General features: G+C 43.4%; 18 protein-coding genes and 3 pseudogenes. 8 read left to right on the forward strand and 13 right to left on the reverse strand.

Annotated features, from left to right (window positions below):
- Positions 1-40: 40 nt before the first annotated feature.
- Positions 41-1,414 (reverse strand): LysM peptidoglycan-binding domain-containing protein, encoded by a 1,374-nt coding sequence (locus UR08_RS10940; protein WP_115753662.1) that lies wholly within the window; start codon positions 1,412-1,414, stop codon positions 41-43.
- Positions 1,415-1,666: 252 nt separating this feature from the next.
- Between UR08_RS10940 and UR08_RS10945 the strand changes: the two genes are divergently transcribed.
- The gene (locus UR08_RS10945) at positions 1,667-2,233 is read left to right on the forward strand and encodes a TetR/AcrR family transcriptional regulator (RefSeq protein ID WP_115753663.1); all 567 of its coding nucleotides are present in this window, start codon (positions 1,667-1,669) and stop codon (positions 2,231-2,233) included.
- A 70-nt stretch (positions 2,234-2,303) separates the two neighbouring features.
- On the opposite strand, the pseudogene fucO reads toward UR08_RS10945, so the two are convergent.
- The 6 genes and pseudogenes from fucO to UR08_RS10970 form a co-directional block, all read right to left on the reverse strand.
- A pseudogene (gene fucO / locus UR08_RS10950) lies at positions 2,304-3,428 on the reverse strand (lactaldehyde reductase); the annotation flags it as partial.
- A gap of 6 nt (positions 3,429-3,434) precedes the next feature.
- A pseudogene (gene rhaM, locus UR08_RS13145) lies at positions 3,435-3,716 on the reverse strand (L-rhamnose mutarotase); the annotation flags it as partial.
- Between the two features lie 5 nt (positions 3,717-3,721).
- Complete coding sequence (gene rhaD, locus UR08_RS10955) at positions 3,722-4,543, reverse strand: rhamnulose-1-phosphate aldolase (protein WP_420812330.1); 822 nt, start codon at positions 4,541-4,543, stop codon at positions 3,722-3,724.
- A gap of 12 nt (positions 4,544-4,555) precedes the next feature.
- Positions 4,556-5,809 carry an L-rhamnose isomerase gene (gene rhaA, locus UR08_RS10960; RefSeq protein WP_115753665.1) on the reverse strand — a complete coding sequence of 418 codons (1,254 nt, stop codon included), beginning with the start codon at positions 5,807-5,809 and terminating at the stop codon, positions 4,556-4,558.
- 18 nt (positions 5,810-5,827) lie between these two features.
- Complete coding sequence (gene rhaB, locus UR08_RS10965; protein WP_115753800.1) at positions 5,828-7,276, reverse strand: rhamnulokinase; 1,449 nt, start codon at positions 7,274-7,276, stop codon at positions 5,828-5,830.
- A 2-nt stretch (positions 7,277-7,278) separates the two neighbouring features.
- Entirely contained in the window at positions 7,279-8,598 is a 1,320-nt protein-coding gene (locus tag UR08_RS10970; protein WP_115753666.1) for an MFS transporter, read from the reverse strand.
- A 115-nt stretch (positions 8,599-8,713) separates the two neighbouring features.
- On the opposite strand from UR08_RS10970, the gene UR08_RS10975 reads away from it, so the two are divergent.
- On the forward strand, positions 8,714-9,709 hold the full coding sequence (locus UR08_RS10975) for a helix-turn-helix domain-containing protein (protein ID WP_115753667.1): 996 nt from the start codon (positions 8,714-8,716) through the stop codon (positions 9,707-9,709).
- Between the two features lie 53 nt (positions 9,710-9,762).
- Here the strand turns inward: UR08_RS10975 and UR08_RS10980 are convergent, their stop codons facing one another.
- From UR08_RS10980 to UR08_RS10990, 3 genes are all read right to left on the reverse strand, one after another.
- Positions 9,763-10,074, reverse strand: coding sequence for a PTS sugar transporter subunit IIA (locus UR08_RS10980; RefSeq protein WP_115753668.1), 312 nt, complete (start codon positions 10,072-10,074; stop codon positions 9,763-9,765).
- A gap of 41 nt (positions 10,075-10,115) precedes the next feature.
- Positions 10,116-11,405, reverse strand: coding sequence for a PTS cellobiose transporter subunit IIC (celB, locus tag UR08_RS10985; protein WP_115753669.1), 1,290 nt, complete (start codon positions 11,403-11,405; stop codon positions 10,116-10,118).
- Positions 11,406-11,496: 91 nt separating this feature from the next.
- Positions 11,497-11,802 (reverse strand): PTS sugar transporter subunit IIB, encoded by a 306-nt coding sequence (locus UR08_RS10990; protein ID WP_115753670.1) that lies wholly within the window; start codon positions 11,800-11,802, stop codon positions 11,497-11,499.
- Between the two features lie 346 nt (positions 11,803-12,148).
- Between UR08_RS10990 and kdpA the strand changes: the two genes are divergently transcribed.
- The 6 genes and pseudogenes from kdpA (at position 12,149) to UR08_RS11025 (ending at position 22,619) form a co-directional block, all read left to right on the forward strand.
- Positions 12,149-13,840, forward strand: a complete 1,692-nt coding sequence (gene kdpA / locus UR08_RS11000) for a potassium-transporting ATPase subunit KdpA (protein ID WP_115753672.1) — start codon at positions 12,149-12,151, stop codon at positions 13,838-13,840.
- Between the two features lie 12 nt (positions 13,841-13,852).
- Positions 13,853-15,898, forward strand: a pseudogene (gene kdpB, locus UR08_RS11005) (potassium-transporting ATPase subunit KdpB).
- 11 nt (positions 15,899-15,909) lie between these two features.
- On the forward strand, positions 15,910-16,440 hold the full coding sequence (kdpC, locus tag UR08_RS11010; RefSeq protein ID WP_115753673.1) for a K(+)-transporting ATPase subunit C: 531 nt from the start codon (positions 15,910-15,912) through the stop codon (positions 16,438-16,440).
- Between the two features lie 16 nt (positions 16,441-16,456).
- Positions 16,457-19,090 (forward strand): sensor histidine kinase, encoded by a 2,634-nt coding sequence (locus UR08_RS11015; RefSeq protein ID WP_240616079.1) that lies wholly within the window; start codon positions 16,457-16,459, stop codon positions 19,088-19,090.
- Complete coding sequence (locus UR08_RS11020) at positions 19,080-19,784, forward strand: response regulator (RefSeq protein ID WP_115753675.1); 705 nt, start codon at positions 19,080-19,082, stop codon at positions 19,782-19,784. The genes UR08_RS11015 and UR08_RS11020 overlap by 11 nt, the downstream gene beginning before the upstream one ends.
- Before the next feature lie 333 nt (positions 19,785-20,117).
- Positions 20,118-22,619: a bacterial Ig-like domain-containing protein gene (locus tag UR08_RS11025; protein WP_115753676.1), complete on the forward strand. Its 2,502-nt coding sequence runs from the start codon at positions 20,118-20,120 to the stop codon at positions 22,617-22,619.
- A 333-nt stretch (positions 22,620-22,952) separates the two neighbouring features.
- Here UR08_RS11025 and rpiB read toward each other — a convergent pair whose 3' ends face one another.
- The 3 genes from rpiB to UR08_RS11040 all read right to left on the reverse strand — a co-directional run bounded on the left by rpiB (position 22,953) and on the right by UR08_RS11040 (position 24,690).
- Positions 22,953-23,408 carry a ribose 5-phosphate isomerase B gene (gene rpiB, locus UR08_RS11030; protein WP_115753677.1) on the reverse strand — a complete coding sequence of 152 codons (456 nt, stop codon included), beginning with the start codon at positions 23,406-23,408 and terminating at the stop codon, positions 22,953-22,955.
- 165 nt (positions 23,409-23,573) lie between these two features.
- Positions 23,574-24,038 (reverse strand): universal stress protein, encoded by a 465-nt coding sequence (locus UR08_RS11035; RefSeq protein ID WP_115753678.1) that lies wholly within the window; start codon positions 24,036-24,038, stop codon positions 23,574-23,576.
- Between the two features lie 79 nt (positions 24,039-24,117).
- Positions 24,118-24,690 carry a class I SAM-dependent methyltransferase gene (locus UR08_RS11040; protein ID WP_115753679.1) on the reverse strand — a complete coding sequence of 191 codons (573 nt, stop codon included), beginning with the start codon at positions 24,688-24,690 and terminating at the stop codon, positions 24,118-24,120.
- Positions 24,691-24,839: the final 149 nt, after the last annotated feature.

Below are 24,839 nucleotides of genomic sequence, written 5' to 3' on the forward strand. Positions count from 1 at the left end.
CGAGTAAAGCGGAAAAGCTTCACTCGGCTATTTTAACATTTTATTTTACGCGTAATTTTTGACCAACATAGATGGTGTTGGAAGCTAATTTATTTAGCGATTTAATTTTAGCAACAGAAGTTTTGTTTTTGGATGCCAAGCTCCAAAGGGTATCTCCTTTTTTTACGGTGTAGTAAGAAGCTTGAGCACTATTATTGCCAGGTTTTGATGCGCTCACATTACCATTTGTTCCAGCTGAAACTTTCAAGACTTGTCCAACGTGGATAACGTCAGATTTTAAGCCGTTCCAACTTTTTAGGTTAGCCAGAGAAACACCAAATTTGCTCGAAATGCGCCACAAAGTATCGCCAGAGCTTACTTTATAAGTTTTTGCGGGAGCAGAAGAACCACTGCCTACATTTGAGTTTCCAGGATTTGAGCCACCTTGAGCTGGTGGTGCGATCACTGTTCCTTTTTTCACGATTAGTTTTTGGTTTACATAAATCGTGTTGGATTTTAAGTTGTTCATGGATTTTAGTGCCGCAACGGAAATACTATGACGTGTTGCAATACGCCACAAAGTATCGCCTTTTTTAACCGTATAAAAGACATCAGCTGAAGAACCAACATTTCCACTTCCTGGTGTGTCAAACTGCGTGAGGTTATACGTTTTAATCAAATTATTGAGCTTTACACTGTAACTTGTATCTGTTGCGTATGTACCTGTCAACGCTTTTGTTGCGTCTAGGTATGAACTGGTATTGCTTTTCCACACGCCAGCATAATAAGTTGAATTCCACGATGGTCCGCCTTTGATAACGCGTGCGTAGTCTTCAAGTGATTGATGATAAGAAGGGTATTTGCGGAAATAAGCATTTACGGGGTAAAGATTTCCTTTTCCATCATCTTCCATCGTTTGTTTTAAGACGGATTGACCATTGTAAGAACCTTTGATACCAAACAAGTTATAGTTTGGTGCTGCACCCAGCATACTCGTTCCGTAAGCACTTTCTAAAATAGCTTGTGCCATCATAACGGAAGCATACAAGTCGTTTTGAGACGCAATTTGCGATGCACTGCCGCTAATTTGGTTAATGAAACCTTGGACCGTTGCGGTGGAACGCATCGTTGTTTTTTGAATGTTGCTGTAAGTTGCAGAAGCGGAATAGCTCGCTAGTGGCTGTGCCACAGAAGTTGCTTCTACATTTTGTTGTGATGATGGCTCTTCTGCTGCCGGTGTGTGAACTCCCTTATCTTGATTGTTTGCTGCCACTTCATCAGCGCTAACAGTTGTTGCATAGGCAGGAACGATAACGGAACTTGCTGCAGCTGTGAAGCCAGCCAGTGCCACGCCTTTTTTTAGCGCGTCTTTTTTGTGTTGATCTTTTTCTTGGAGTTTAGCGGCTTCGATTCTCTCTTTTCTACTTACGTTCATGAATGCTCACCTCTACTATTCAATAATTTACAGACTTTTGTCATCCTTTTTATTATCGCACGTTTTTAGTCTGATAACCATCCAAAAAAGATTACAATTCAGTTTCAATTCATAGATATACAAAAAGTTGTCACATTTATTGAAATGTAAGCCTCTACAAGATCAAAAAATAAGTAGCTTGAACATTTTGGAAGGCTCTGCTATACTCTAATTAAGTAAGTACTTGCTTTAAGCAGTGAGGGGAGCAAATTTGTGATTACGAATGAATCAATCATGGAAGCCACTTTAGAAATGGTTGCCAAAAATGGAATCAAAGGTTCAACAACGCGGCAGCTTGCGGAAGCTGCAGGAATCAACGAAGCGACGATTTTCAAGAAATTCAAAAACAAAGAAAATTTGATTCACATGACGCTTGAATTTCAGTTTGAAGCAATGAAACAAGAAATTGATGATTTTTTCGCAAAAGAAGTCACAGATAGCGAAATTTTCTTGCGCGAAGTGAGCCAATTTATTTTTGAGCTTTACGATCAGCACCGCTCCTTCATGGTGATTTCTGTGAAGGAAATTGGCAGCAAGGATATGGAATTTATTAATCCAACGATCGTTGAATATTTATATGAAAAAGTAGATACTAAAATGAAAAAATTTATGGATCAAAAAGGACGAAAAGAGCAGTCTGAAATGGTTTCGCTCGTACTGAATAGCGTGATTCTGCTCACGATGGTGGAGCGCGTTAATGATGATATTTACGAACGACCACCTAAAATTTCCATTGATGCCGAAATGCTCGCGAATGTCCTTCAAAAAATCATTCATTAAAAAGAAAAGCCAAAATCCGGCAAGAAAGCTGGGTTTTGGCTTTTTCGATTTTGGGAGACTAAAAAATAAGTTAAAGCATGGTCTTGTAAAGCGCCAAAATGTCGTGGAGAGAGGCTTCCCGCGGGTTCCCGCCTGTACAAACGTCTTTTAACGCGTCGCTTGCAATGGCCTTAAGATCTGCTTCCTGAACGCCCAGTTCACTAATGGTTTGTGGTATCCCCACCGCAATTCCAAGGTTTTTCACCGCTGTTACTGCTTTTTCACGGACTTCTTCAAGTGGGAGGGCTGCTGCATTAGGAACACCCATCGCGATTGCAATATTCCGGTATTTTTCGCCCGTTTCCGCTTTATTGTAATCCATCACGACCGGGAGAAGCGAAGCACAAGCAACGCCATGCGGCACATCGTACCAAGCACTTAATGGGTGAGCCATGCCATGAACGAGTCCAAGTCCCACATTTGAGAATCCCATTCCCGCCATGTATTGTCCAAGTGCCATTTCTTCGCGCGCCTTTTCACTGCCAGAAACAGATGCTTCAAGCGCGTGGCTGATAATTTCAATTGCCTTTAAGTGAAGTGCATCAGTGAGCGCCCAAGCGCCCTTTGTGATATAACCTTCAATTGCATGAGTCAAAGCATCCATCCCTGTTGCCGCCGCAAGATCTTTCGGCATTCCGAGCATCATATCGCTGTCGACAAATGCGCAAACCGGAATGTCGTGCGGATCTACACAAACAAATTTACGATTATTCGCAGCATCAGTGATGACGTAGTTGATCGTAACCTCGGCTGCAGTTCCTGAAGTCGTTGGGACCGCAAGAATCGGCAAGCTGGGGTTTTTCGTTCCCGGTTCCCCTTCAAGGCTCAAAATATCGGCGTGTTGCGGATTTGTGTGGATAATGCCCATTGCCTTCGCCGTATCGATAGGGGAGCCTCCGCCCACCGCCAAAATGTAATCCGCGCCAGAGTCCTTAAGCTTATGAACCCCTTCCGTCACATCTTGTATAGAAGGATTCGGTTTAATCCCATCAAACACCTCAAAATTTAATTGATTTTGCTCTAAAATCACCGTAATTTTATCTAAAAGTCCTGACTTCACAATTCCTTGGTCAGTTACAATCAGGCCTTTTTGAAAAGCACGTTTTTCTACTTCCTCCGCAATTTTGGAAATCGCACCTTTACCAAAATAAGAAGTTTCATTTGAGACGGGACTGTTATCTTCGTTAGATTTCATGATGGGAGCCATATATGCCCACCATTTTTTGCAGATCTCAGTTTCCGCGATTTTATCATAAGCTGCTTTGTCAGCAACTTCCAAATAAGCGAATAAAATATCTGTTGCAGGATCTAAAAAGATGGAGTAATTCGATGCACCATGTTCCTTTAAAGCTTGCTCCATCTCAGGCCAAAGCTCATCGTGCCGCTTTTTATATTCCTCTTGCTGACCTTCGTATAAATACATAATTGAAGCGATCCGTTCCATACGAGTTAATCCTCCTTCAAATAGCCAACTTTTGGGGTAACGCCAAATCTTGCGCCTAGTTGAGCTAGCTCGTCATCGGTAATCGTTTGCTTGGCGCCACCTTGCGCGCAAACAATCGTATACACTTGTGCCGCTTTTTCAGCCGTTTCGATCAATCCAAATGTTTCATCCATTGTTTCTCCAGCACCATAAATACCGTGATGTGGCCAAATTACAAGTCGCGTTTCCTTCATTTTCTCAGAAGTCGCGATTCCGATTTCATTCGTTCCCGGAATTAGCCAAGGAACAATTCCAACACCGTCTGGGAAGACAACGAGACATTCCGTGCACATTTGCCAAAGCGTCCGCGTAAAGAGGCGCTCATCCAGTTCATGCGTGAACGTCATAGCCAGCAAATGCGTCGCGTGACAATGCATCACAATCCGGTTTTTGGGATTCACAGCAAGCCGAGCAATATGACTCATCAAGTGAGAAGGGAGTTCGCTTGTTGGCGTTCCGCCGTCCGTGTAGCCCCACAGCACCTCAACCCCAGCGCCATCCGCCGCAATCCGAATAATACCCAAGTTTTCAGCAGGCGCTTTAGCCACATTTTTAAAATATTTCCCAGAACCTGTGACAAGAAAATATTTTCCAGCGAGTGCTTTTCCGTCAAAGTCCATCGGTATCAATCGAAGCACATTAGCGGGATCAAGATAAGGCGTAATTTCGCTTTCCTCTAAAAGGTAGCTGATGTTGCCGCCATTTCTTTCATCCCAACCTAAACGATATAAATTTGAAGTAGTTTCAATCATTTCCCGAAGAAAAGGGGCATTTTCTATATTTTCCATCAAAAAGGACTCCTATCTATTTAAAAGTACATTTTTTTCATATTCGCGAACTTCTTTTAGCCAATCGAGGCCAATCGGAACCCCATTTTGTTCACAAAACTTGTTCCAAATATCGCCGAATGGGAAGTCTTTCAACTCTTCCGTGAATACCATCCGCGTTGTGAAGTCATTTTCAAGCTCCATTTTCTTCAAATCATCAGTTGGTTCAAGGAAAGCTTTAAGAAGCGCTTTTTGTGTGTTTCGCGTACCGACAACCCAAGCGGTAACACGGTTAATCGTTGCATCAAAGAAATCGAGTCCGATATTTGTGACTGGTAGCAAATCGTTACGAACTAGTTCACGGCCAATTTCAGTTAATTCGTCATCCATTAAGACCACGTGGTCGCTATCCCAGCGAACAGGGCGACTTACATGCAACATAACGCCTTTAGAAAACAGTGCTAGTGAAGAAAGCTTGTTCGAGATAAATTCAGTAGGGTGGAAGTGGCCTGCGTCTAAGCAAATCAATTTGTCACGAGTCAAGCCGTAGCCCATATAAAATTCGTGGGAGCCAACTGTGTAGGCTTCTGCACCCAATCCGAACAATTTGCTTTCTACCGCTTCTTGCGTATAGTTTTCATCTAGTTTTTCTTCAAAAATTTCATCGAGTGCTTCCATCAAACGTTTGCGAGGAGAAAGGCGATCAATCGGGTTGTCTTTCATTCCATCTGGCATCCAGAAGTTGTTGATGCAAGTTTGACCGAGTTCTTTTCCAAAGTACTCCGCGATTTTCCGGGAACGCTTGCCGTGCTCGATCCAGAAATCACGCACTTCTTTATCAGGAGACGCTAGTGTGTAATTGTCCTTGAACATCGGGTGCGAGAAGAAAGTCGGGTTAAAATCAAGCCCCAATCCTTGTTCCTTTGCCCAGTCTACCCATTTTGAAAAGTGTTTGGGCTCAATCGTATCGAGATCCACTTTTTCATCTGTATCGACATAAATCGCATGCAAGTTCACTTTATGCTTCCCAGGGATCATTTCAAAAGCTTTTTCCAAGTCGGAACGAAGCTGTTCTGGCGTATGTGCGGCGCCCGGATAATTTCCCGTTGCCATGATGCCGCCCGTTAATTCGCCATCTGGATTTAAAAATCCCTTCACGTCGTCGCCTTGCCAGCAGTGCATCGAAATTTTGACCTCTTGCAATTTTTTCAGCGCTTCATCTGTATCGACACCAATTTTTGCATAGCGTTCTTTAGCCGCCAAATAACGTTTTTCTACTTCACTCATTGTAAAAGCCTCCTCTAATTAGTTCCGAATCAGCGCCGCGTAGCTTTCAAGCGCCTTCGTTTCCTGCATTTGTTCTGGAATAAATTCTTTTATTTCAAAAGACTCGCGGATTAAATCGCGTGCATCCTGCACGCTTCCGATTTCGCCTTCTGTAATTAGTTGTACACTTAAGTTCCCGATAGCTGTTGCCTCTTGAGGGCCGGCATAGACCTTGATACCTGCTAGATTCGCCGTAAGTTGATTCAATGTTCGCACATTGCTTCCGCCGCCAACGATATAAAGCGCATCAATTTCCTTCGAAGTAATCTCTTTCATTTTTTGAAGCGCCTGCGCGTAACAAAGTGCCAAGCTCCCGTAAACACAATTGGTCAGTTCCCCGATTGATTTAGGAACCGGCTGTCCCGTTTCTCGGCAATAAGCTTGAATTTCCTCGATCATGTTATCTGGATTGTTGAACCGCTCGTCATTCACATCGATGATGGACGTGAAGAATTCTTCTTTTTCGGCCAGTTGCGCCATCTCGGCAAAGCTATACTGATAGTCTGTGAGGCGCGCGATTTCCTGCACAATCCAAAGTCCCATAATGTTTTTTAAAAACCGGTAAGTGCCATATGCGCCCCATTCATTTGTATAGTTTTCCTGAAAGGCAAGCTCACTTGTGATGGGCGTCCGAAGTTCCATCCCAAGAAGTGACCAAGTGCCGCTGCTTAAGAAAGCCCAGTTTTCGGCTTTGGCGGGTGTCCCGACAACCGCCGAAGCCGTATCATGAGTCGCAACCGTGATGACATCCGTTTCCGGCAAGTCAAATTTTTCATGCCATTCGGGTTTTAATTGGCCAAGGTGCGTTCCGGCATCACGAAGCTCCGCAAATTTGCACGGGTCAATCCCGAGGTGTTCCAGCAAGTCCGAATCAAACAACTGCTCCCGCAAATTGAGCATCTGCGTTGTCGATGAATTGGTGGTTTCGGCAACTTGCTTGCCGGTCAAGACGAATCCAATGTAGTCTGGAATCAGTAGGATTTTGTCTGCCGCCGCAATTAAATCCTTGTCCTCCACATAAAGCTGATAAAGTGTGTTTAATTCGAGAAATTGAATCCCCGTTTTCTTGTAAATATAATCTTTTGGGTATTCGCTTGTTAGCTCGCTAATTTTGTTCGCCGTTCGACTATCACGATAGCTTACCGGGTCGCCCAGTTTGTTTCCCGCCGAATCGACGAGGACATAATCTACGCCCCATGTGTCGATTCCAAGCGTGCACGCGGAAATCCCCATTTGTTTCACTTTTTCAAGACCAGCGAAAATTTCGCGAATCAGCGAGTCAATATCCCAGCGGTCATGCCCGTCGCGGAAAGTAAAGCCATTTTTAAAACGGTGGATTTCGCTTAGTTCCAGTTTTCCGTCTCGAATATTTCCAAGTAGGAGTCGCCCACTTGATGCCCCAATGTCAATGGCAACATAGTTTTTCATCATCATTCACTATCCTTTAAAACGCCTGCCGCTTCTTTTTTTACAAGGTTAGGCTCTAAATTTCCATAACGTTCTTCTGTAATCTCATCAAGTGTTCGACCGCGTGTGTTTGGCGTCCAAATAACACCGATTAGAAGGGAAACCATAAGAAGTCCGATCATAATGGTTCCTGCAACTGTGAAACCAAGATTTGCGAGAATCACAGGGAAGATGATCGACCAAATTCCAGTGCTACCGCGAACGAGGAAGAACATAATTCCTTGAACCCCGCCACGATATTGGGTTGGGAAGAGTTCCGTTGACCAAAGTGCATAAAAAGCTTGCGCGCCGATTCCGGCAGAAACGCCCCAAAGAACAACGAATGTCCAAAGTCCAAGCCAGCTCATACCCACATAAGTAAGGACGACCCAAGAAGCAACTGCCATTGCTGCGCCGACAAAGAATAAAAGGCGATGGCTTACGCGGTCGCCAAGTTTGGCGAAGCCGAAATATGTTCCAGCAGCTGTTAGAATCCAAAGTACCGCTTGTAGCAGATTGGCTTGCGTGTTAGTCAGTCCGCCAACGGTTTCATAAACGAATGGCATGAAGAAGCCCATTGCTCCGGCAACGAGGTTCCAGAACATGTAAACCCCAACAAGGAATAAAATCGATTTGATGTTCACTAAGTTTGAAAAAGCATTTTTCATTGGATGAGCAGGCTTTGCTCCGGATGCCTTTATTTTCGCCTGCTCCGCTTCCCAGTCTTTCGATTCATCGAGTTTGCGCTGTAAGTTCCAAGCCACAACTGCGACGATCAAAAGAGATAAGAAAAGTAAGCGGTTTCCAAGAAGGCCAAGTGGTGAAAGTAAAATGCCAAGGGTGAAAATGATGGCTGGACCGCAAGACCAGGCGAACTGGGAAATCCCGATGTTTCTTGCCCGAGTTTTAGGGTCTGCCATTTCCGAAATATAAGTCCAAGAAGCGGGAACGCCCGCGCCGACTGAGAGGCCGGTAATTAAAAATCCTGCCAAAAGCATGGCGAAGTTCATCGAAAACATGATGATGGCAACGCCAAGAATGTAAACGAGCATATTATAAGTATAGATAAATTTACGACCATATTTATCGGCCAAATGCCCGCCGATCAGGGCACCGAAAGCGGATCCAAACGCATTTGCGCTGATCGCTCCTAAAAGTCCAACGGCAAAACTACTAAGTCCAAATTGTTGTGCCCATAAAGTAAGTCCACTAGCACCTGCAACAATACAACCTGAGTCTAGATAATTCGTTAATGATACTGCGATAGTTCCTTTTTTACTACTACCATTTGCAACACTACTCACAATTAACCCTCCTACGTATTTTGTTAAGCGCTTACTTATAATATATGATTAAATGGTTGCGCTTACAATATCGGGGAGTTATGATAATAGTATCAAATATACAGGTGGAGATTTTATGGAAGAACGTGTTGAAAAGCAGCTATATCGTTTAAATGCCAAGGAAAAATGGCAAAAAGAAACCGGACAATTTTCGATGGATTACCCGAAAAATTCTTTTTCCGAGAAAAACGGCACGATGAATTTGTTAAATGAATATTTTTTTCGTAACAAGGATATTTATGTAAGCAAGCACAACCGATTTGCGGATTATCCGGCGCACTCACATCAGTTTTTGGAACTAAATTACATGTTGCGAGGTGAGTGTAAGCAGGTGATTGAAGGGAAAGAGGAAACTTTGCAAGAGGGGGAGTTACTGCTGCTTGATATTGGCTGCCATCACTCGATCAAAGCGACGGGAGAAAATGATATTTTGATCAACATTCTGTTTCGCGATCAAAATATCAATCTAGAGTGGCTCACGGGAATTAAAAAGAAAAATAGTTTAGTTTATGACTTTTTGTTAAACTCAGCGGTGGACGGCCAGCGAATGAAAAAATATATTATCTTTAAAAGCGCCAATATCCCACATATTAAACGAGTCTTGGAACAAATTATTGTGGAATATTTTTTAGATGAAGAGTTTTCAACAAAAATAATAACACTTTATTTGCCGATATTATTTACTGAACTGGTACGGAAGTGCGATACGTATTTATCAGATGAAGTGAAAAATTTGTATTCGGAAACGAATAATATTGCTTTAAACACGCTGCAGTTAATTGAAAAAGAGTACCGCGAACTAACTCTAAGTGTTGCAGCAGAAGCACTCGGGTATAATAAAAATTATTTAAGTAATGTAATCAAACAAAAAACAGGAAAAACGTTTACTGAGCTTGTGAACAAACAAAAGTTACTGGCGGCCGATCTTTTGATTGAATCAACGAGTTTACCGATCAGCGAAGTCATTGAGCAAGTCGGCTTCCAAAACAAAACCTATTTTTACACGCTTTATAAGAAACGTTATGGCATGTTACCACTTGAAAAGCGAAATACAAGTGGAGGAGTAAAATAAACACAAAAAAGCCCGCTTAGTTCAGATTAGCTGAACTAAGCGGGCTTTTGGTTTTAACGAACGCGATACAATTCAACGATTTCTTTTGCTAGGTCTTTGAATGTAATACCGTTCATCAAGTGATCTTGCGCGTGAACTAATAATAATGATACAGGTGTTCTTTCACCGCGCGCTTCACCTTGGATAAGGGCTGTTTGCGAATGGTGAGCTTCAAGAAGTGCTTTATCTGCTTCATCAAGATACTTATCCGCTTCTTCGAAATTCCCTTCTTTAGCGGCCTGAATAGCAAGCATTGCATTACTTTTCGCATTTCCACCATTAACAATGAGTCCCATAATTGTTTGTTCTAGATTTTCTGTATCCATTTTAACACGTCCTTAATTCTTTAATACTATATACAAGGTGATTAAGCTTCTGCTTCTCCTTTTTCACGACGAAGCTCTTGGATTTGAGCCATTTTCGCGAATGGAAGATAAATCAAGACAGCTATAATCAAGTTAATGGCTGCAAGAATACCACCTGCAACACTTTGCGTTGCGAGCGCGCCACCGATAACTGGCGGCATTGTCCAAGGTGTAATGATTGTTGCTGCTGGAACAAGTCCGAATTTTGTTGCAAAGTAAGCAATTGTTACAAGAACCATTGGCGTTAAGATATACGGAATGAACATGATGGGGTTCAGTACGATTGGAAGACCGAACATCATTGGTTCATTGATATTGAACACACCTGGTGCTGCCGAAAGTTTTGATACCGTCATGTAAGCTTTGTGTTTACGAGCAACGATGAAGATCGCGATGATCAAACCGATTGTTGCCCCTGTTCCACCCATGTTAACGAATGAATCGAAGAAAGGTTTGTTAACGATGTAAGGAAGTTCTTTACCAGCTTTAAGTGCTTCTTGGTTAGCTGTAATTGCTGGAGCATTGATTGTTTGCATGAACGGGTCGATGATGTTCGCACCGTGCAAGCCGAAGAACCATAGGAATGCAGAGATAAACGCAAGTAGAAGTGCTACGCCCCATGAGTTTGCAAGTCCCATGAACGGTTCTTGAATAAGTTTATAGAATTCATTTACAAGGTTTGTAATTCCAATTGCTTGGAAAAGAGCTGTAATTAAAGCAAAGATTGAAACTGTAATCATCGATGGGAATAGTGCTGCGAATGAACGAGACACTGCTGGCGGAACACCGTCAGGCATTTTGATGATTAATTTTGGATTTCCGCTTAAACGTGTGAAAATTTCAGTAGATAAAATAGCAACGATAAGAGCTAAGAAAAGACCGATAGAACCAAGTCCGCCAACTCCTGGGATCCCTTTATCATCAGGAGCAATTGCGCCAATCGTGAAGAAAGTGGCAACTGAGATGACACCAGAAGACAACGCATCTTTATCATAAGATTTGGCAAGGTTATAAGCTACTGTAAAAGCAATTAAAAGTGCAAGAATCGCAAATGTACCATTCCAGATGTTTCCGCCGAAGTTTTGCCATTTTCCTTCGCCGAAAATATTATTCATGAAATCTAAATAACCAGGAATTGGTAAGTTGTTAATTAGTACTGCGAATGATCCTAGAATCATTAGCGGCATTGTCGCGATGAATCCGTCACGGACAGCAACTAAGTGACGTTGCCCACCGATTTTAGCTGCGTATGGAATAAAGTGTTTTTCCATAAAAGCGATAAAACCATTCATTTTAATACTCTCCTTTTTTGTGATCCAACTTGGATCGTTATTTATTATTTATAGAAACAACTCGTCAAAAGACGTTGTTTGCTAACAAAAATTACTTCATTAATTCTTTAGCTGATGCAAGAACTTTTTCGCCATTCATTGTACCGTAATCCGTCATATCGATAACGCCAACTGGTACACCTTTTGGTTCAAGTTTTTCTTTCATTTTCCCTTCAAGGAAACGAACTTGTGGTCCAAGCATTAAGACATCAATCTCATCAAAGTGATTTGCTGCTTCTGCTTCAGCGACAGCGAAAATATTTGCTTCAAGACCTTCTGCCTCAGCTGCTTTTTGCATTTTGGTTACCAGAAGACTTGTTGACATTCCAGCGGAACAAACTAACATAATGGTTTTCAAAATCAAAACCTCCTAAAATTTCATTTTATATTAACTATATATGCAACTTCCGTGCCAACTTTTAAAAACCCTGAAATGGCTTTAATAATAGCGTTTTCAAAAATGTTTTTGCATTACACATACAAAAACAACTGTGTAAAAGTTACACGGATGTCTTAACGAAATCTTTATACCATTGCAAAAGACCTTAACACTGTCTTTATATGCTTTTTGTTAGGATGGATACGTAGAAAAAGTGTGGATTTAAAGGAGTGGGAAAAGTGGCTGTTTTAACTGGAATCATGATCTGCATCACTGTAGGTTTGATGGTTTATTTATTTTATATCCTGTTTCGAGGTGAAGACATATGAGCAGGATTGTGATGCAAGATATCGTTTTTCTTCTACTATTAATAGCGCTTGCGATACCAGTTGGGATTTATATTTACCGGATTCTAACATTTAAGCCTGTATTTTTAACGAAAGTAATCGCTCCACTTGAGAAGTTGGCGTACAAAATGATTGGGAAAAATGCGGAAGAAGAAATGAGTGCAAAAAGATACGCCGCATCCGTCGTTTTATTCAGCGGAGTGGGTTTGCTTTTTTTAATGGCGATACTCATGCTTCAAGGTGTGCTGCCGCTTAATCCCGAGCATCAAAAAGGGATGTCGCTCGGGCTTGCTTTTAACACGGCAGCAAGTTTTGTCACAAACACAAACTGGCAAGCTTATTCTGGGGAAAGCACGCTTTCGTACCTCTCGCAAACGCTCGGACTCACGGTGCAAAACTTTGTCTCGGCGGGAATAGGGATCGCCGTATTGTTTGCGCTTGTGCGCGGTTTTATTTTGAAAAAAACACATTCGGTCGGGAACTTTTGGCAGGACTTGATTCGAGTCACATTGTACTTGCTCGTTCCGCTGTCGCTCGTTTTGGCTATTCTTCTTGTTTCGCAAGGGGTTGTGCAAAGTTTCGCACCATATGTGACGACGGAAACACTCCAAGAAGGAGCGAAACAACTGATTCCACTTGGGCCAGCCGCAAGTCAAATTGCAATTAAACAACTTGGGACCAATGGCGGCGGCTTTTTCGGAGCAAATTCGGCGTTTCCATTTGAAAACCCAACCGCTTTTAGCAACTTATTAGAAATCCTTGCGATTCTTTTGATTCCGGTAGCGCTTGTTGTTGCATTCGGACGTGCCGTGAAAGATGCGAAACAAGGACGCGTGCTCTTTACAGTAATGCTGATTTTATTTTCAGTAGGACTCGTTGCCATGACAGCCGCTGAACAATTTAGTTTGCCTAACACGGCAGGTGTAGCAGATTCAGCTGGGAATCTGGAAGGGAAAGAAGCGCGTTTTGGTGTTTCAGGCTCGACACTATTTGGTGTCGCCACGACCGCTGCCTCGAATGGCTCGGTAAACGCCATGCATGACAGTTTAACGCCGCTTGGCGGAGCTGTGCCACTCTTTATGATGCAACTTGGGGAAATTGTCTTCGGTGGCGTCGGAAGCGGACTTTACGGCATGATCGCCTTTGTCATTTTAACGGTCTTTATTGCGGGACTCTTAATTGGGCGGACCCCCGAATACCTAGGCAAAAAAATCGAGCCATTTGATATGAAGATGGTCTGCTTAATCATTTTAGGACCACCGCTTCTCACGTTGTTTGGGACTGCTGCAGCCGTGCTTTTACCAGCCGCAACGAGCTGGCTAACCAATTCAGGAGCCCATGGTTTTTCCGAAATCCTATATGCCTTTACGTCTATGGGAAACAATAACGGGAGCGCCTTTGCGGGATTTTCTGCAAACACCGCTTTTACCAACTGGATTGGCGGAATCATTATGATTCTTGCAAGGTTCTTGCCACTGATTGCGACTTTATTCTTGGCAGGAAATCTGGCACAGAAAAAAGTGGTTCCTGAAAGTAGCGGGACGCTTTCGACAAAAAATGGGATGTTTGCAGGACTTTTGATTGGCGTTATTTTACTAGTAGGCGCCCTTAGTTTCTTGCCGAGTTTGGCGCTTGGACCAATTGCTGATTTTTTCACGGCTGGTAAGTAGGAGGACTTGAAGATGAAGAAAAAAGAAATTTATACGGATGCAGCGGCACAGTCTTTCTTTAAGCTGTCGCCAAGAATTCAAATTAAAAACCCAGTTATGTTTGTGGTGTATTTAGGAGCAGTCTTAACGACAATTCTCTACTTCCTTGGTTTTTTCGGCATTCAAGATGGGGCGCGCTGGTATACATTTGTGATTGCACTTCTTTTATGGTTTACGGTTCTTTTCGCAAATTTTGCGGAGGCGATTGCAGAAGGACGCGGCCGGGCGCAAGCAGGAAGTTTGCGCGGGGCAAGGAAAGACGTTTCAGCGCGGAAATTGCAAGATCCGGAAAATCACGATCTTTATACGGAAGTGCTTTCAAATGAACTCAAGAAAAATGACGTAGTATTAGTGAAGATGAGAGAACAAATCCCGATGGACGGTGAGGTCATTACGGGAGCGGCTTCGGTCGATGAAAGTGCAATCACCGGGGAATCGGCTCCTGTGATTCGTGAGTCGGGTGGAGATAGAAGTGCTGTCACTGGAGGGACAACGCTCGTTTCGGATTGGCTCGTGATTCGGATTACGGCTGAAGCGGGGGAAAGTTTTCTTGATAAGATGATTGCGATGGTAGAAGGTGCTGCAAGAAAGAAAACGCCGAATGAAATCGCTTTGCAAATTTTACTTGTCACACTGACGATTATTTTTCTGGCGGTTTCAGCGACACTCATTCCATTTACGGAGTTTTCAAGTAAGCTTGCTGGGAAGGGCGAAGCGATTTCACTCACCAATGTTATTGCGCTACTTGTTTGTCTCGCCCCAACAACGATTGGTGCGTTGCTTTCTTCGATTGGGATCGCGGGGATGAGTCGTTTGAATGAAGCAAATGTTCTCGCGATGAGTGGTCGGGCGATTGAAGCGGCTGGAGATGTGGATGTTCTCTTGCTGGATAAGACGGGTACGATTACACTCGGAAACCGGCGAGCAAGTGAATTTTTGCCCGTAGAGGATGTTTCGGAGCGCGAATTAGCAGACGCGGCGCAGCTTTCCTCATTAGCTGATTAAACGGCTGAGGGAAGGAGCATCGTGGTGCTTGCCAAGGAACGCTTTGATATTCGCGGGCGGGAGCTTTCACAGTCGGAAGCGGAGTTTATTCCTTTTACGGCGAAAACGCGGATGAGCGGCACGAATTTTGGCGGCGATGAAGTTAGGAAAGGTGCCGCGGATGCGGTGAAACAATATGTCGAATCGGTTGGATCGGTTTATCCGGCAGAGTGTGAGAAACTCGTTGCGAAAGTTGCGCAGGCTGGTGGGACGCCGCTTGTTGTTGTGAAGAATAAGCAGGTGCTCGGCGTGGTTTACTTAAAAGATATCGTGAAAAATGGCGTCAAGGAGAAGTTTCAAGATTTGCGCGCCATGGGGATTAAAACGATCATGATTACGGGGGATAATCCCATGACAGCGGCAGCGATTGCGGCAGAAGCTGGTGTGGATGACTTTTTGGCGGAGGCGACTCCAGAAGCGAAACTGGATTTGATTCGTTCATATCAAAAGGAAGGCCACCTAGTCGCGATGACGGGTGATGGCACGAATGATGCGCCGGCACTTGCGCAGGCGGATGTGGCGGTGGCGATGAATTCGGGCACGCAAGCGGCAAAAGAAGCAGGGAATATGGTCGATCTTGATTCTAGTCCAACGAAATTGATTGATATTGTGAGAATCGGGAAGCAGCTTTTGATGACACGTGGTGCGCTTACGACATTTAGTGTCGCAAATGATATCGCTAAATATTTTGCGATCATCCCCGTGCTTTTTTACGGGATTTATCCTGAACTCGAAGTGCTCAATTTGATGCAACTAACGAGCCCAGTGACAGCGCTCTTATCAGCTGTGATCTACAATGCATTTATCATTGTCTGCTTGATTCCGTTGTCGTTAAGGGGTGTGAAATATCGCGAACTTCCAGCACAAAAATTACTGGGACGGAATATTTTAATTTACGGACTAGGTGGCATTATTGCACCATTTATAGCGATTAAAGCGATTGACATGCTACTTACGGCGATCGGGATTTCTTAGGAGGCGAGAAAATGAAAGTTTTGATGAAACAGGCTTTGTTGGCATTTTTGTTTTTGGCACTGGTTTGCGGTGTGGCATATCCGGCGGTTGTGACTTTGATCGCGCAAGCTGCTTTCCATGATTCAGCAAATGGAAGTATAATAGAAGGAAACAAAGGTTCAACATTAATAGGTCAGACCTTCACGGATCCTAAATACTTGCTTGGCCGGCCAAATGAAGAAGCTTCGAATTTGAATCCAACTAGCCAAGAAGCTAAACTTGAGCGGGAAGAGCGTGCGAAAAAATGGCAACAGCTTGATCCAAACCAAGACGCTCCGGTCCCTGCCGATTTAGTAATGGGTTCTGCGAGTGGGGTTGATCCGCACATTTCAGTTGAGGCGGCGGAATATCAAGCGAAGCGGATTGCGAATGAACGCGGGATTTCCACTAAGCAAGTCGAAGAAATTATCCGGAAGCACACGACGAAGCGTTTGCTTGGCTTTATCGGTGAACCAGTCGTGAATGTACTGGCTGTTAATTTAGAACTCGATCAAAATGGATAAAGGAGGGGAGCCCGCTTTGGAATCAGGAAACCGGGATGGGCAAAATGAAAAACGTGGCAAGCTAAAAATTTATTTTGGCTATGCAGCAGGCGTTGGCAAGACTTACGCGATGCTAAACGATGCGCGCGAGGAACTCGCGCGCGGTGTGGACATCCGGATTGGCTATCTGGAACCGCATATGCGGAAAGAAACAGCCGAGCTTGCAGCAGGGCTTCCTCAAATCCCGCTCAAGTCGATTCGCCACCGCGACATCGACTTAGCGGAGCTTGATTTGGATGGCATCTTGGATGAGCATCCGGATGTTGTACTTGTGGATGAACTGGCGCATAACAATCCCGAAGGCATGCGAAATCGCAAGCGGTATCAAGATGTGAGTGAACTCTTAGATGCGGGCATCAGCGTGTATACGACCGTCAACGTGCAGCATATTGAAAGCTTGAACGACCTTGTTTCGGGCGTAACGGATAGTGAAATGACAGAAACCATCCCGGATTGGTTTTTTGACCGAGCAGACCAAATTCGTTTGATCGATATTGAGCCGGATGAACTCATTAAGCGGCTTGAAGAAGGGAAAATTTATTTCAAAGATAGCATCCAAGTGGCGCTCACGCATTTTTTCACGAAGCCTAATTTACGCATCTTACGGGAAATGGCAACACGCAAGGCAGCCGACCGAATTAGTTCTTCCAATCAAAAAGAAGCATGCCGCGGCGAAACCAACTGGCTCGTATGCGTTGATGCCTCTTTGTCCGCCAAAAAACTCATTCGCTGGACAGCGCGTGCCGCAGAAGCTTTCCATGGTTCCTTCACCGCTTTACACGTTGCAAGTGGCAAATCACTTTCGAAAGAAGAAATAGAGCGGCTACGCGAAAACATGGAACTTGCAGAAGAACTTTCGGCAGAAGCCGTTACCATAACAGGCAGCGAGCTTGCGACCGCGATTTCCGAATACGCGAAGCTATCCGGGGTAACAAACATCGTGATTGGCAAGTCGAAAAAGCACAACCGGATTTTGGGTGAAGAGCTGGAAGATACACTGTTTCGTTTGCTAGATAAAACCGAAATTCATATGGTGAAAACTGCGCCAGAAAAAACTAAACGGGGGACGCGGTTTTCTTTGCGTGACACAATTAGTTGGAGCGATACCTTCAAGATGCTATTTGCGCTCGTCCTAGCAACGCTCGTATCTGAAGTCTTGCTACGCCTCGGGATCGGCGACCAAAATATCATCATGGTCTACCTTTTAGCGATTGTCATCCTTTCACGTATAACGACCGGCTACCTTTATGGCATCATCGGATCGTTTTTTGCCGTTTTGATGTTCAACTTTTTCTTCATGCGACCGCTTTACACCTTCGATACCATCCAAGCCGGCTATCCCGTCACATATGGCATCATGCTGATCGTAGCGCTCACAACGAGCGCACTTACCGTTCGAATCAAAAACTTGGCCAAACAAGCGGTCATCCGAGAGAAGCACACCGAGATTTTATACGAATTAAATCGTAAGCTGCTAGCCGCGCAAAATATACAAGCCATCCTCGAGCTGTCGACTAATTACATGATGCGGTTGTTCGCGCGATCTGTTGTTTTTTACCCAAAAGATCCTGAAAACGAGTCAAATGCAGTTTTCTTGCAGGCAGAAGATGAAGCGAAAGCTGGGGAACTGCTTACGGAATCGGAGAAAGCGGTTGTTCACTGGGTGTTTCATAACGGAAAAGCGGCTGGGAAATCGACGGATACGCTAAGTGGTGCGGCGGGTTACTATATGCCAGTCATTGCGCAAGGTCAGGTGCTTGGCGTCATCGGCTTATACGTCAGTCGTGAAAAAGACGCCATTTCGCAGGAGGATCGGAATTTCTTGCGAATGATCGGATCGCAAATTGCGCTAGCGTTGCTCAAACAAAAACTTTCGGATGAGCAAAATGAAATTTTAGTTGCGGCGGAAAAAGAAAAAATGCGTGGCAACTTGTTGCGAGCCGTGTCACATGACTTACGTACACCGCTTACGGGCATTCTTGGTGCGAGCTCGGCGCTACTTGAAAACGAAACGAAGCTAGATGGGGAAATGAAGACGAAACTGGTGCGAGATATCAAAGAAGATTCCGAGTGGCTGATTCGGATGGTGGAAAATTTGCTGTCAGTCACGCGCATTAGTGATGAAGAATTTACGTTAAAACCCGAAAATGAAGCGGTTGAAGAAATTGTAGGCGAAGCGGTCGAGCGTGTGCGCGCAAGGTTTCCTGGACGCGAAATCAACGTACAAGTTCCAAATGAAGTCATTTTTGTACGCATGGATGGCACACTGATTGAGCAAGTTTTAATTAACTTAATGGAAAATGCACTGCGGCATGGCGGGGAAGCGGCGCGCGTTTGGGTCACGACGATGCTTGCTAAAAATGAGGTGCAGTTTACGGTGAAAGATGATGGAAAAGGAATCCCGCCTAAAAAAAGGACGCATCTTTTTGACGGAGTTTCTGCGCTAGAAGCGAGCCGAGTGGATCAGTCACGCGGACTTGGAATTGGGCTTTCGCTTTGCATGTCGATTATTCAAGCGCATGGTGGTAAAATGGAAGCACTAGAAAATCCAGGCGGCGGAACGATTTTCCGTTTCACACTGCCCTTAGGAGGAAACGCGGATGGGGACTAATCAATTCGTACTCGTAGTTGAAGACGAAGAAGGCATTAGCCGATTTATTCAAGCTGTATTAGAAGCGAGCGACTATAAAGTTTTGAGTGCGAAAACGGGGAAAGAGGCATTGAGTATGGCGGCATCACACACGCCAGATATCATCTTGCTAGACTTGGGATTGCCTGATATGGATGGGCTTGAGCTATTAAAATCCCTTCGTGCTTGGTCAAGCATCCCCGTGATCGTAGTGTCGGCTCGGCTTCATGAGCGAGAAAAAGTAGAGGCACTTGATTTAGGCGCTGATGACTACATTACGAAGCCCTTTGGAACTTCCGAACTGCTTGCGCGAATCCGAACAGCGCTTCGTCATCGCAGTAACCATCCTGCAAGCGGACAAGATGGGGAAGTGACGACCTTTCAGCTGGCGGATTTACGGATTGATTTTTTGAAGCGGCAAGTTACTTTAAGGAATAAGGAAGTTCACTTTACGCCGATTGAGTATAAGATTGTTGCCTTGCTTGCTTCTCACGCAGGAAAAGTCTTAACGCACGATTTCATCATGCGTGAAATTTGGGGTCCTTACGCGAATGAAAATCAAGCCTTACGAGTCAATATGAGTAATATTCGCCGGAAAATTGAAGAAAACCCGGCAGAGCCACGCTATATTCGAACGGAAGTGGGCGTAGGCTATCGAATGACAGAAGAAGAATAAGAGCGGAAGCAGAAATCAATTCAGTTGGTTTCTGTTTTTTGTTTCTTGAATAAACGTTCGTAAAATAAAATACTTAATTTTTTAATTGTGTCTAAATGGTGAACAAAATTTGTCTAAAATGTGTCGAATAAAAATATTTTGAGCAAATGAGATAGACTTTAAAGAAACGAGTTGATAGAGTGAGGGGAGCAAGATAATCAAATATGAGTATGTTCTTTGAGAATTTTTGGGACATCAATATTGGGGGAATGTGGACGTCACTCAGGTAAATACTGAATGAGTTTTTTTCTATGTATTTGGAATTTTAAAATAAAGGAAAAGGGTTGAGGGTAAATGAAAAAGGTAGTCATCTTAAGTTTATGTGTATTGCTTCTCTTTCCGTTTTCGCTGCAAGGGCAAGTAAAAGCTGAAGAAGTTCAAGAACAACCTATAGAAACACAAAAAAATGAAAGTTCAGCTCTTGAAACTGCAGTAGAACAAAAAGATACAATTAGCGAACAAGCGAATTTAAAGGAAGCGAATGTATCTGTTCCGAAGAAAACACAAGAAAAAGAACCAGCAAAGCCAAATGTTAAATCGGAAATAAAAGAAGATGCGACTGCTAAGCCAAAAGCGGAACAAAAGCCAGAAACAAAGGAAGTCAACAATGATTATTTGATTCCAGATGTAGAGTTCCGTAAAGTCGTTAATAAAAGTTTAGGGAAACTGGGCGGCTATTCAGCAACAAAGGAAGAACTTGCCAGTATTAAATTCCTAAATGTACAAGGAACAAGAACGAAGCAATTAAAAATTAATTCTTTTGAAGGATTGGAGTATCTAACAGGACTTGAGACGTTGCAAGTGACATATTTAACCACAGCGGCAGACTTTTTAACGCAAATTGGGAAATTGTCTAGTTTGCAAGATTTAAAACTAAATACAGTCTTTTTTACAGGGACAGATGATATCCTTACAACCAGTTCTGGCGAGAGAGTGGAAATTCAACAAGATGTAGACTTTTCACCGATTGGTAATGTAACGACACTTAAAAGTTTATCGCTGACTTTTATTAATACACGTACGGCTAATTATCAATCCTACAATCGACTTCGTGCAGGCCTGACTGGGCTTGGGAAATTATCAAATTTAGAAAAATTGACTATTGGACAGATGGGTGACTTGGATGATCCAAGTGCTGCTTGGCTTAAGAATTTAACGAAGTTGACGTCGTTTTCTGCAACAGATACGGCGCTGAGCAGTGTAGCAGGTCTGAAAAATTTGCCTAATTTGGAGTTCTTAAATGTTAGTGACAATGCCATTAGAGATTATTCTGCTGTAGCGGGGAAAGGCTATTTCCAAAATACAAGTTCCAATAATTATATTCTAGATACCCAATTTATGTATGATGACCCAACAAAAGGTGATAACTTAGTTACGATTAAAGATATCATTAAGGTTGGCGAAGTTGGACTTTCTTCTGTCACTGTTCAAAAATTTACCGCTTTCCAGAATTATGATTTTGTATCAGCTAAGCAAAGCGAGGTTGGGTCACTAGATGTGACGCTGAAAATGACAAGCCTTGCCAATGTTAATGTGTATAACTGGAAAACAGGAGAGAATGATATTAAAATTCGTGGGACAGCTGTTCCATTTGTGGTAACACTAGGAAATGGTAAGACTATTTCTGCTTATGGGGTTATGCCTGTAGGGACTGTCATTACTTATGATGAAAACTATGAAGGCGGCGCTAAACACACTCGCAACTATGATCCCTATGCGAAAATCGAAAATATCGAGCCAAACATTCGACCTGGCTACGCGTTTGATGGTTGGTATGTGGATAAAGAAGGAACGACACCGTTTGATTTCTCACAAGATGTAGCACTGAACAAAACGCTTTATGCAAAATGGCGTACAAGTTATGCTTCTGTTGAGGCTAAGGATTCTGAAATTTATGAGGGCGACAGTTGGAGCCCGCAAGATAATTTTATTTCAGCAACAGATCAAGATGGAAATGAAGTTCCGAACTTTGATTCTGTGAAAGTTACTGGCCAAGTGGATACAACAACACCAGGAACTTATGAAATCACTTATAGCGTGGCAGATGCTTCGAAGACGATTACTGTAACGGTGAAGCCAGATCAAAGCGCTGTGCACGTTAAAGATTCGGTTCTTTATGTAGGAGATACTTGGAATGCTGAGGATAATTTTGAATCTACAGCTGACAAAGACGGAAAGCTCGATCCAGTGTTTTCCCCCGAAAAAATTAAAGTCAGTGGATCGGTAGATACGACAAAAAGCGGCGAATACCGAGTGACTTATAGTGCCAATGGGCGGAGCGCGACGGCGGTTATAACAGTCAAAGATGATCTTACAGAAGTGAACGCGCACGATTCTGAGATTTATGTAGGTGATTTGTGGGCAGCAGCAGATAACTTCGACGGCGCCCTTGATAAAGACGGAAAAGAAGTTTCGTTTGCAGAAGTGACGGTAACTGGCGAAGTGGACACAACAACAGCAGGAGTTTATCCAGTCGTTTACAGCTTTGACGGTGTTCAAGTAGAGGTAAACGTAACGGTGAAACCAAAAGAAGCAGCCGTCCTACCTTCAAAACCAGCTGATCCTTCAAAACCTCAGCCGGAAAAAAATGGAACTGTGAAAGAAAAACCAGTGAAACAAGCACCGCAATACACTGTGACACAAACGAAACCAACTAAAGCGGCAAGAAACAAGGGCAAAATGCCTTCAACAGGTGATATGCTTTGGGATACTATCCTCTATGGATCAATTGGTCTTGCTCTCGTTTTACTTGCATTACGTATTTTACTACAAGTTCGTGTTCGAAAAGAAAAATAAGTAGTTAAGAAAAACAGCCGCCCAATCGTAAATTTGATTGGGCGACTTTTTTTATGAAAATGAAGCAAAAGAAGTGAATCTGAAAAAGTTATCCACAAACTAAAAAGATGGCTGAGAAAGGGATTGTGGATGGTAGTTGTGGAAAATGTGGATAACTTGTGAGTAAACGATTGGCTTTTTAGCGTGCAAATAGGTATTTTTATACAAAAATATACAGAGAGAAATGGCTTTATTGAGGGAAATACCTGCTTTTGGAACGTATGAAAAAGAAATATCCACAAATTATTCACAGAATTTGATCCTGTTGATAACTTGTGGATATCTCGAATGAATTTAGAGATGCTCGCGCTCGAACGCTTTAATTTGGTCGATTCGATTTGCGTGTCTGCCACCTTCATATTCAGTATGCAGCCAAATTTTTACAATATCAGAAGCGAGGCCAGGTCCGATGACGCGGGCTCCGAGTGCGATTACATTTGAATCATTGTGTTCCCGAGTCGCGTGTGCGGTAAATGTATCTCCGACGAGAGCGCAGCGAATTCCCGGCACTTTGTTTGCAGCGATACTCATACCAACGCCAGTCCCGCAGATGAGGATACCACGATCGACTTCGCCACTTTTGACCTTTTCGGAAACCGTAAAAGCAAGTTCAGGATAATCCACAGATTCCGGCGTTTCCGGGCCAAATTCCTGATAAGTGATTCCGAGCGATTCCAGTAGATGAACGATCGATTTGCGGAGCTCAATTCCGCCGTGATCAGAGGCAATAGCAACAGTTAAAGCAGACATAAATCAAAATCCTCCTCGCGTAATCTTATTTTCCTCTCTATTATAACCTTTTCCGCAAGAAATAGGGAGGGGGCTTGGGACATTTTATGGGCATACAAAAACACTGAGCGATGCTAGCAGATTTTAAGTAACGTTCCATAAAGATCCACTATTCGCTCAGTATTTTTATATAGTTTTCTTTTTTTCATTCCAAGCTTCGCTGCGAACCACAATTACATCACAAGGCGCGTTTTCGGCAACATATTCCGTGACGCTTCCAAGTATCATTCGTTCCGTTGAACTCAGCCCAGTTGCGCCAACAAGTACAAGGTCGGCATGGAAATCAGCTAGAATTTTTTTCACGAATGTACTTTTTGGAGTGCCAAATTGAACAAAGGTTTCAATTTGTTTGACTCCAGCTTTTTTTGCTTCATTCTCATAAATTCCGACAAGCTCTTCCCCGTAACTTCTTGCCTTGTGAACAAAGGTTTGCTCATAGTCAATTAGCGGGACAATACGGCGGATATCTGCGACAAAAGCGATTCCAAGCACGGCTTCATCGCTAGCAGCCATTTTTGCTGCACGGCGGAAAGCCGCCTCGGCCTCGTTGGAACCATCAACACCAACTAAAATGCGGCTATAAGTCGTCATTTTTCTCATCCTTTCAGATGTGCCTTTTTCTCTCCTATACCCGCTTTTGCTCGCTATAGACACAGTTGATTTGTAAAATTTAGGGTTTTATAACGAGCGGTTTATGTGCATCCAAAATGATCGATACCATCCCAAGTTTTTCGGCACTATTTCGCGTATCATAACGAAATGAGCGTCCGACTAAGCCATCATCTGGATTCCAATAATGGAAGTGAAAGTCTCCATCCGAATCGCAGTATTCTAATAAATGAGTAACAAATCCGGCGGCTTCAAAAACGGCTGTCAATTGTTCAGCGTTGTAAACAATTTTATGACTAGCGGCCGGGTGATCGGCGGGTCCGGGTCCGCCGATTTGGACAAGTTCTTGATAAGCTTGATTCCGAAAATTTCGATCAGGAACAGCCACACGGAGGTATCCGCCAGGCTTTAAGAAATGAAAACAATTTTTGGCAGCGCGAATGCCCTCTTCGACATCCAGATGTTCAAAGACGTACTCGGCCAGAAGGGCATCAATACTGCTCGCAGAAAACTGCCGGTTCCAGCTTGCTACGTCGAGTAAGTCAAGTTCATTTTCCTGTGTTGCGATCCAGCCTGGGTAGCGCGTTTCGCCAGCGCCAATAATAATTTTTAAAGCTTCTGTCAAAAAAATCACCTCATGTTTTAGCCTTTTATAGGACAAGTATAGCAAATTTTCTGATGGTTTCTCAAAATGTGGGGTGAAAACGAGATTTTATGTGGAGCGCAAAATCTTACTTTTTCTGTTATAGTAAGAGAGAAACCTTGAAAAGTGAGGGATGCTAA

This window comes from Listeria kieliensis (assembly GCF_003369925.1).
Taxonomy (GTDB): Bacteria; Bacillota; Bacilli; order Lactobacillales; family Listeriaceae; genus Listeria; species Listeria kieliensis_A.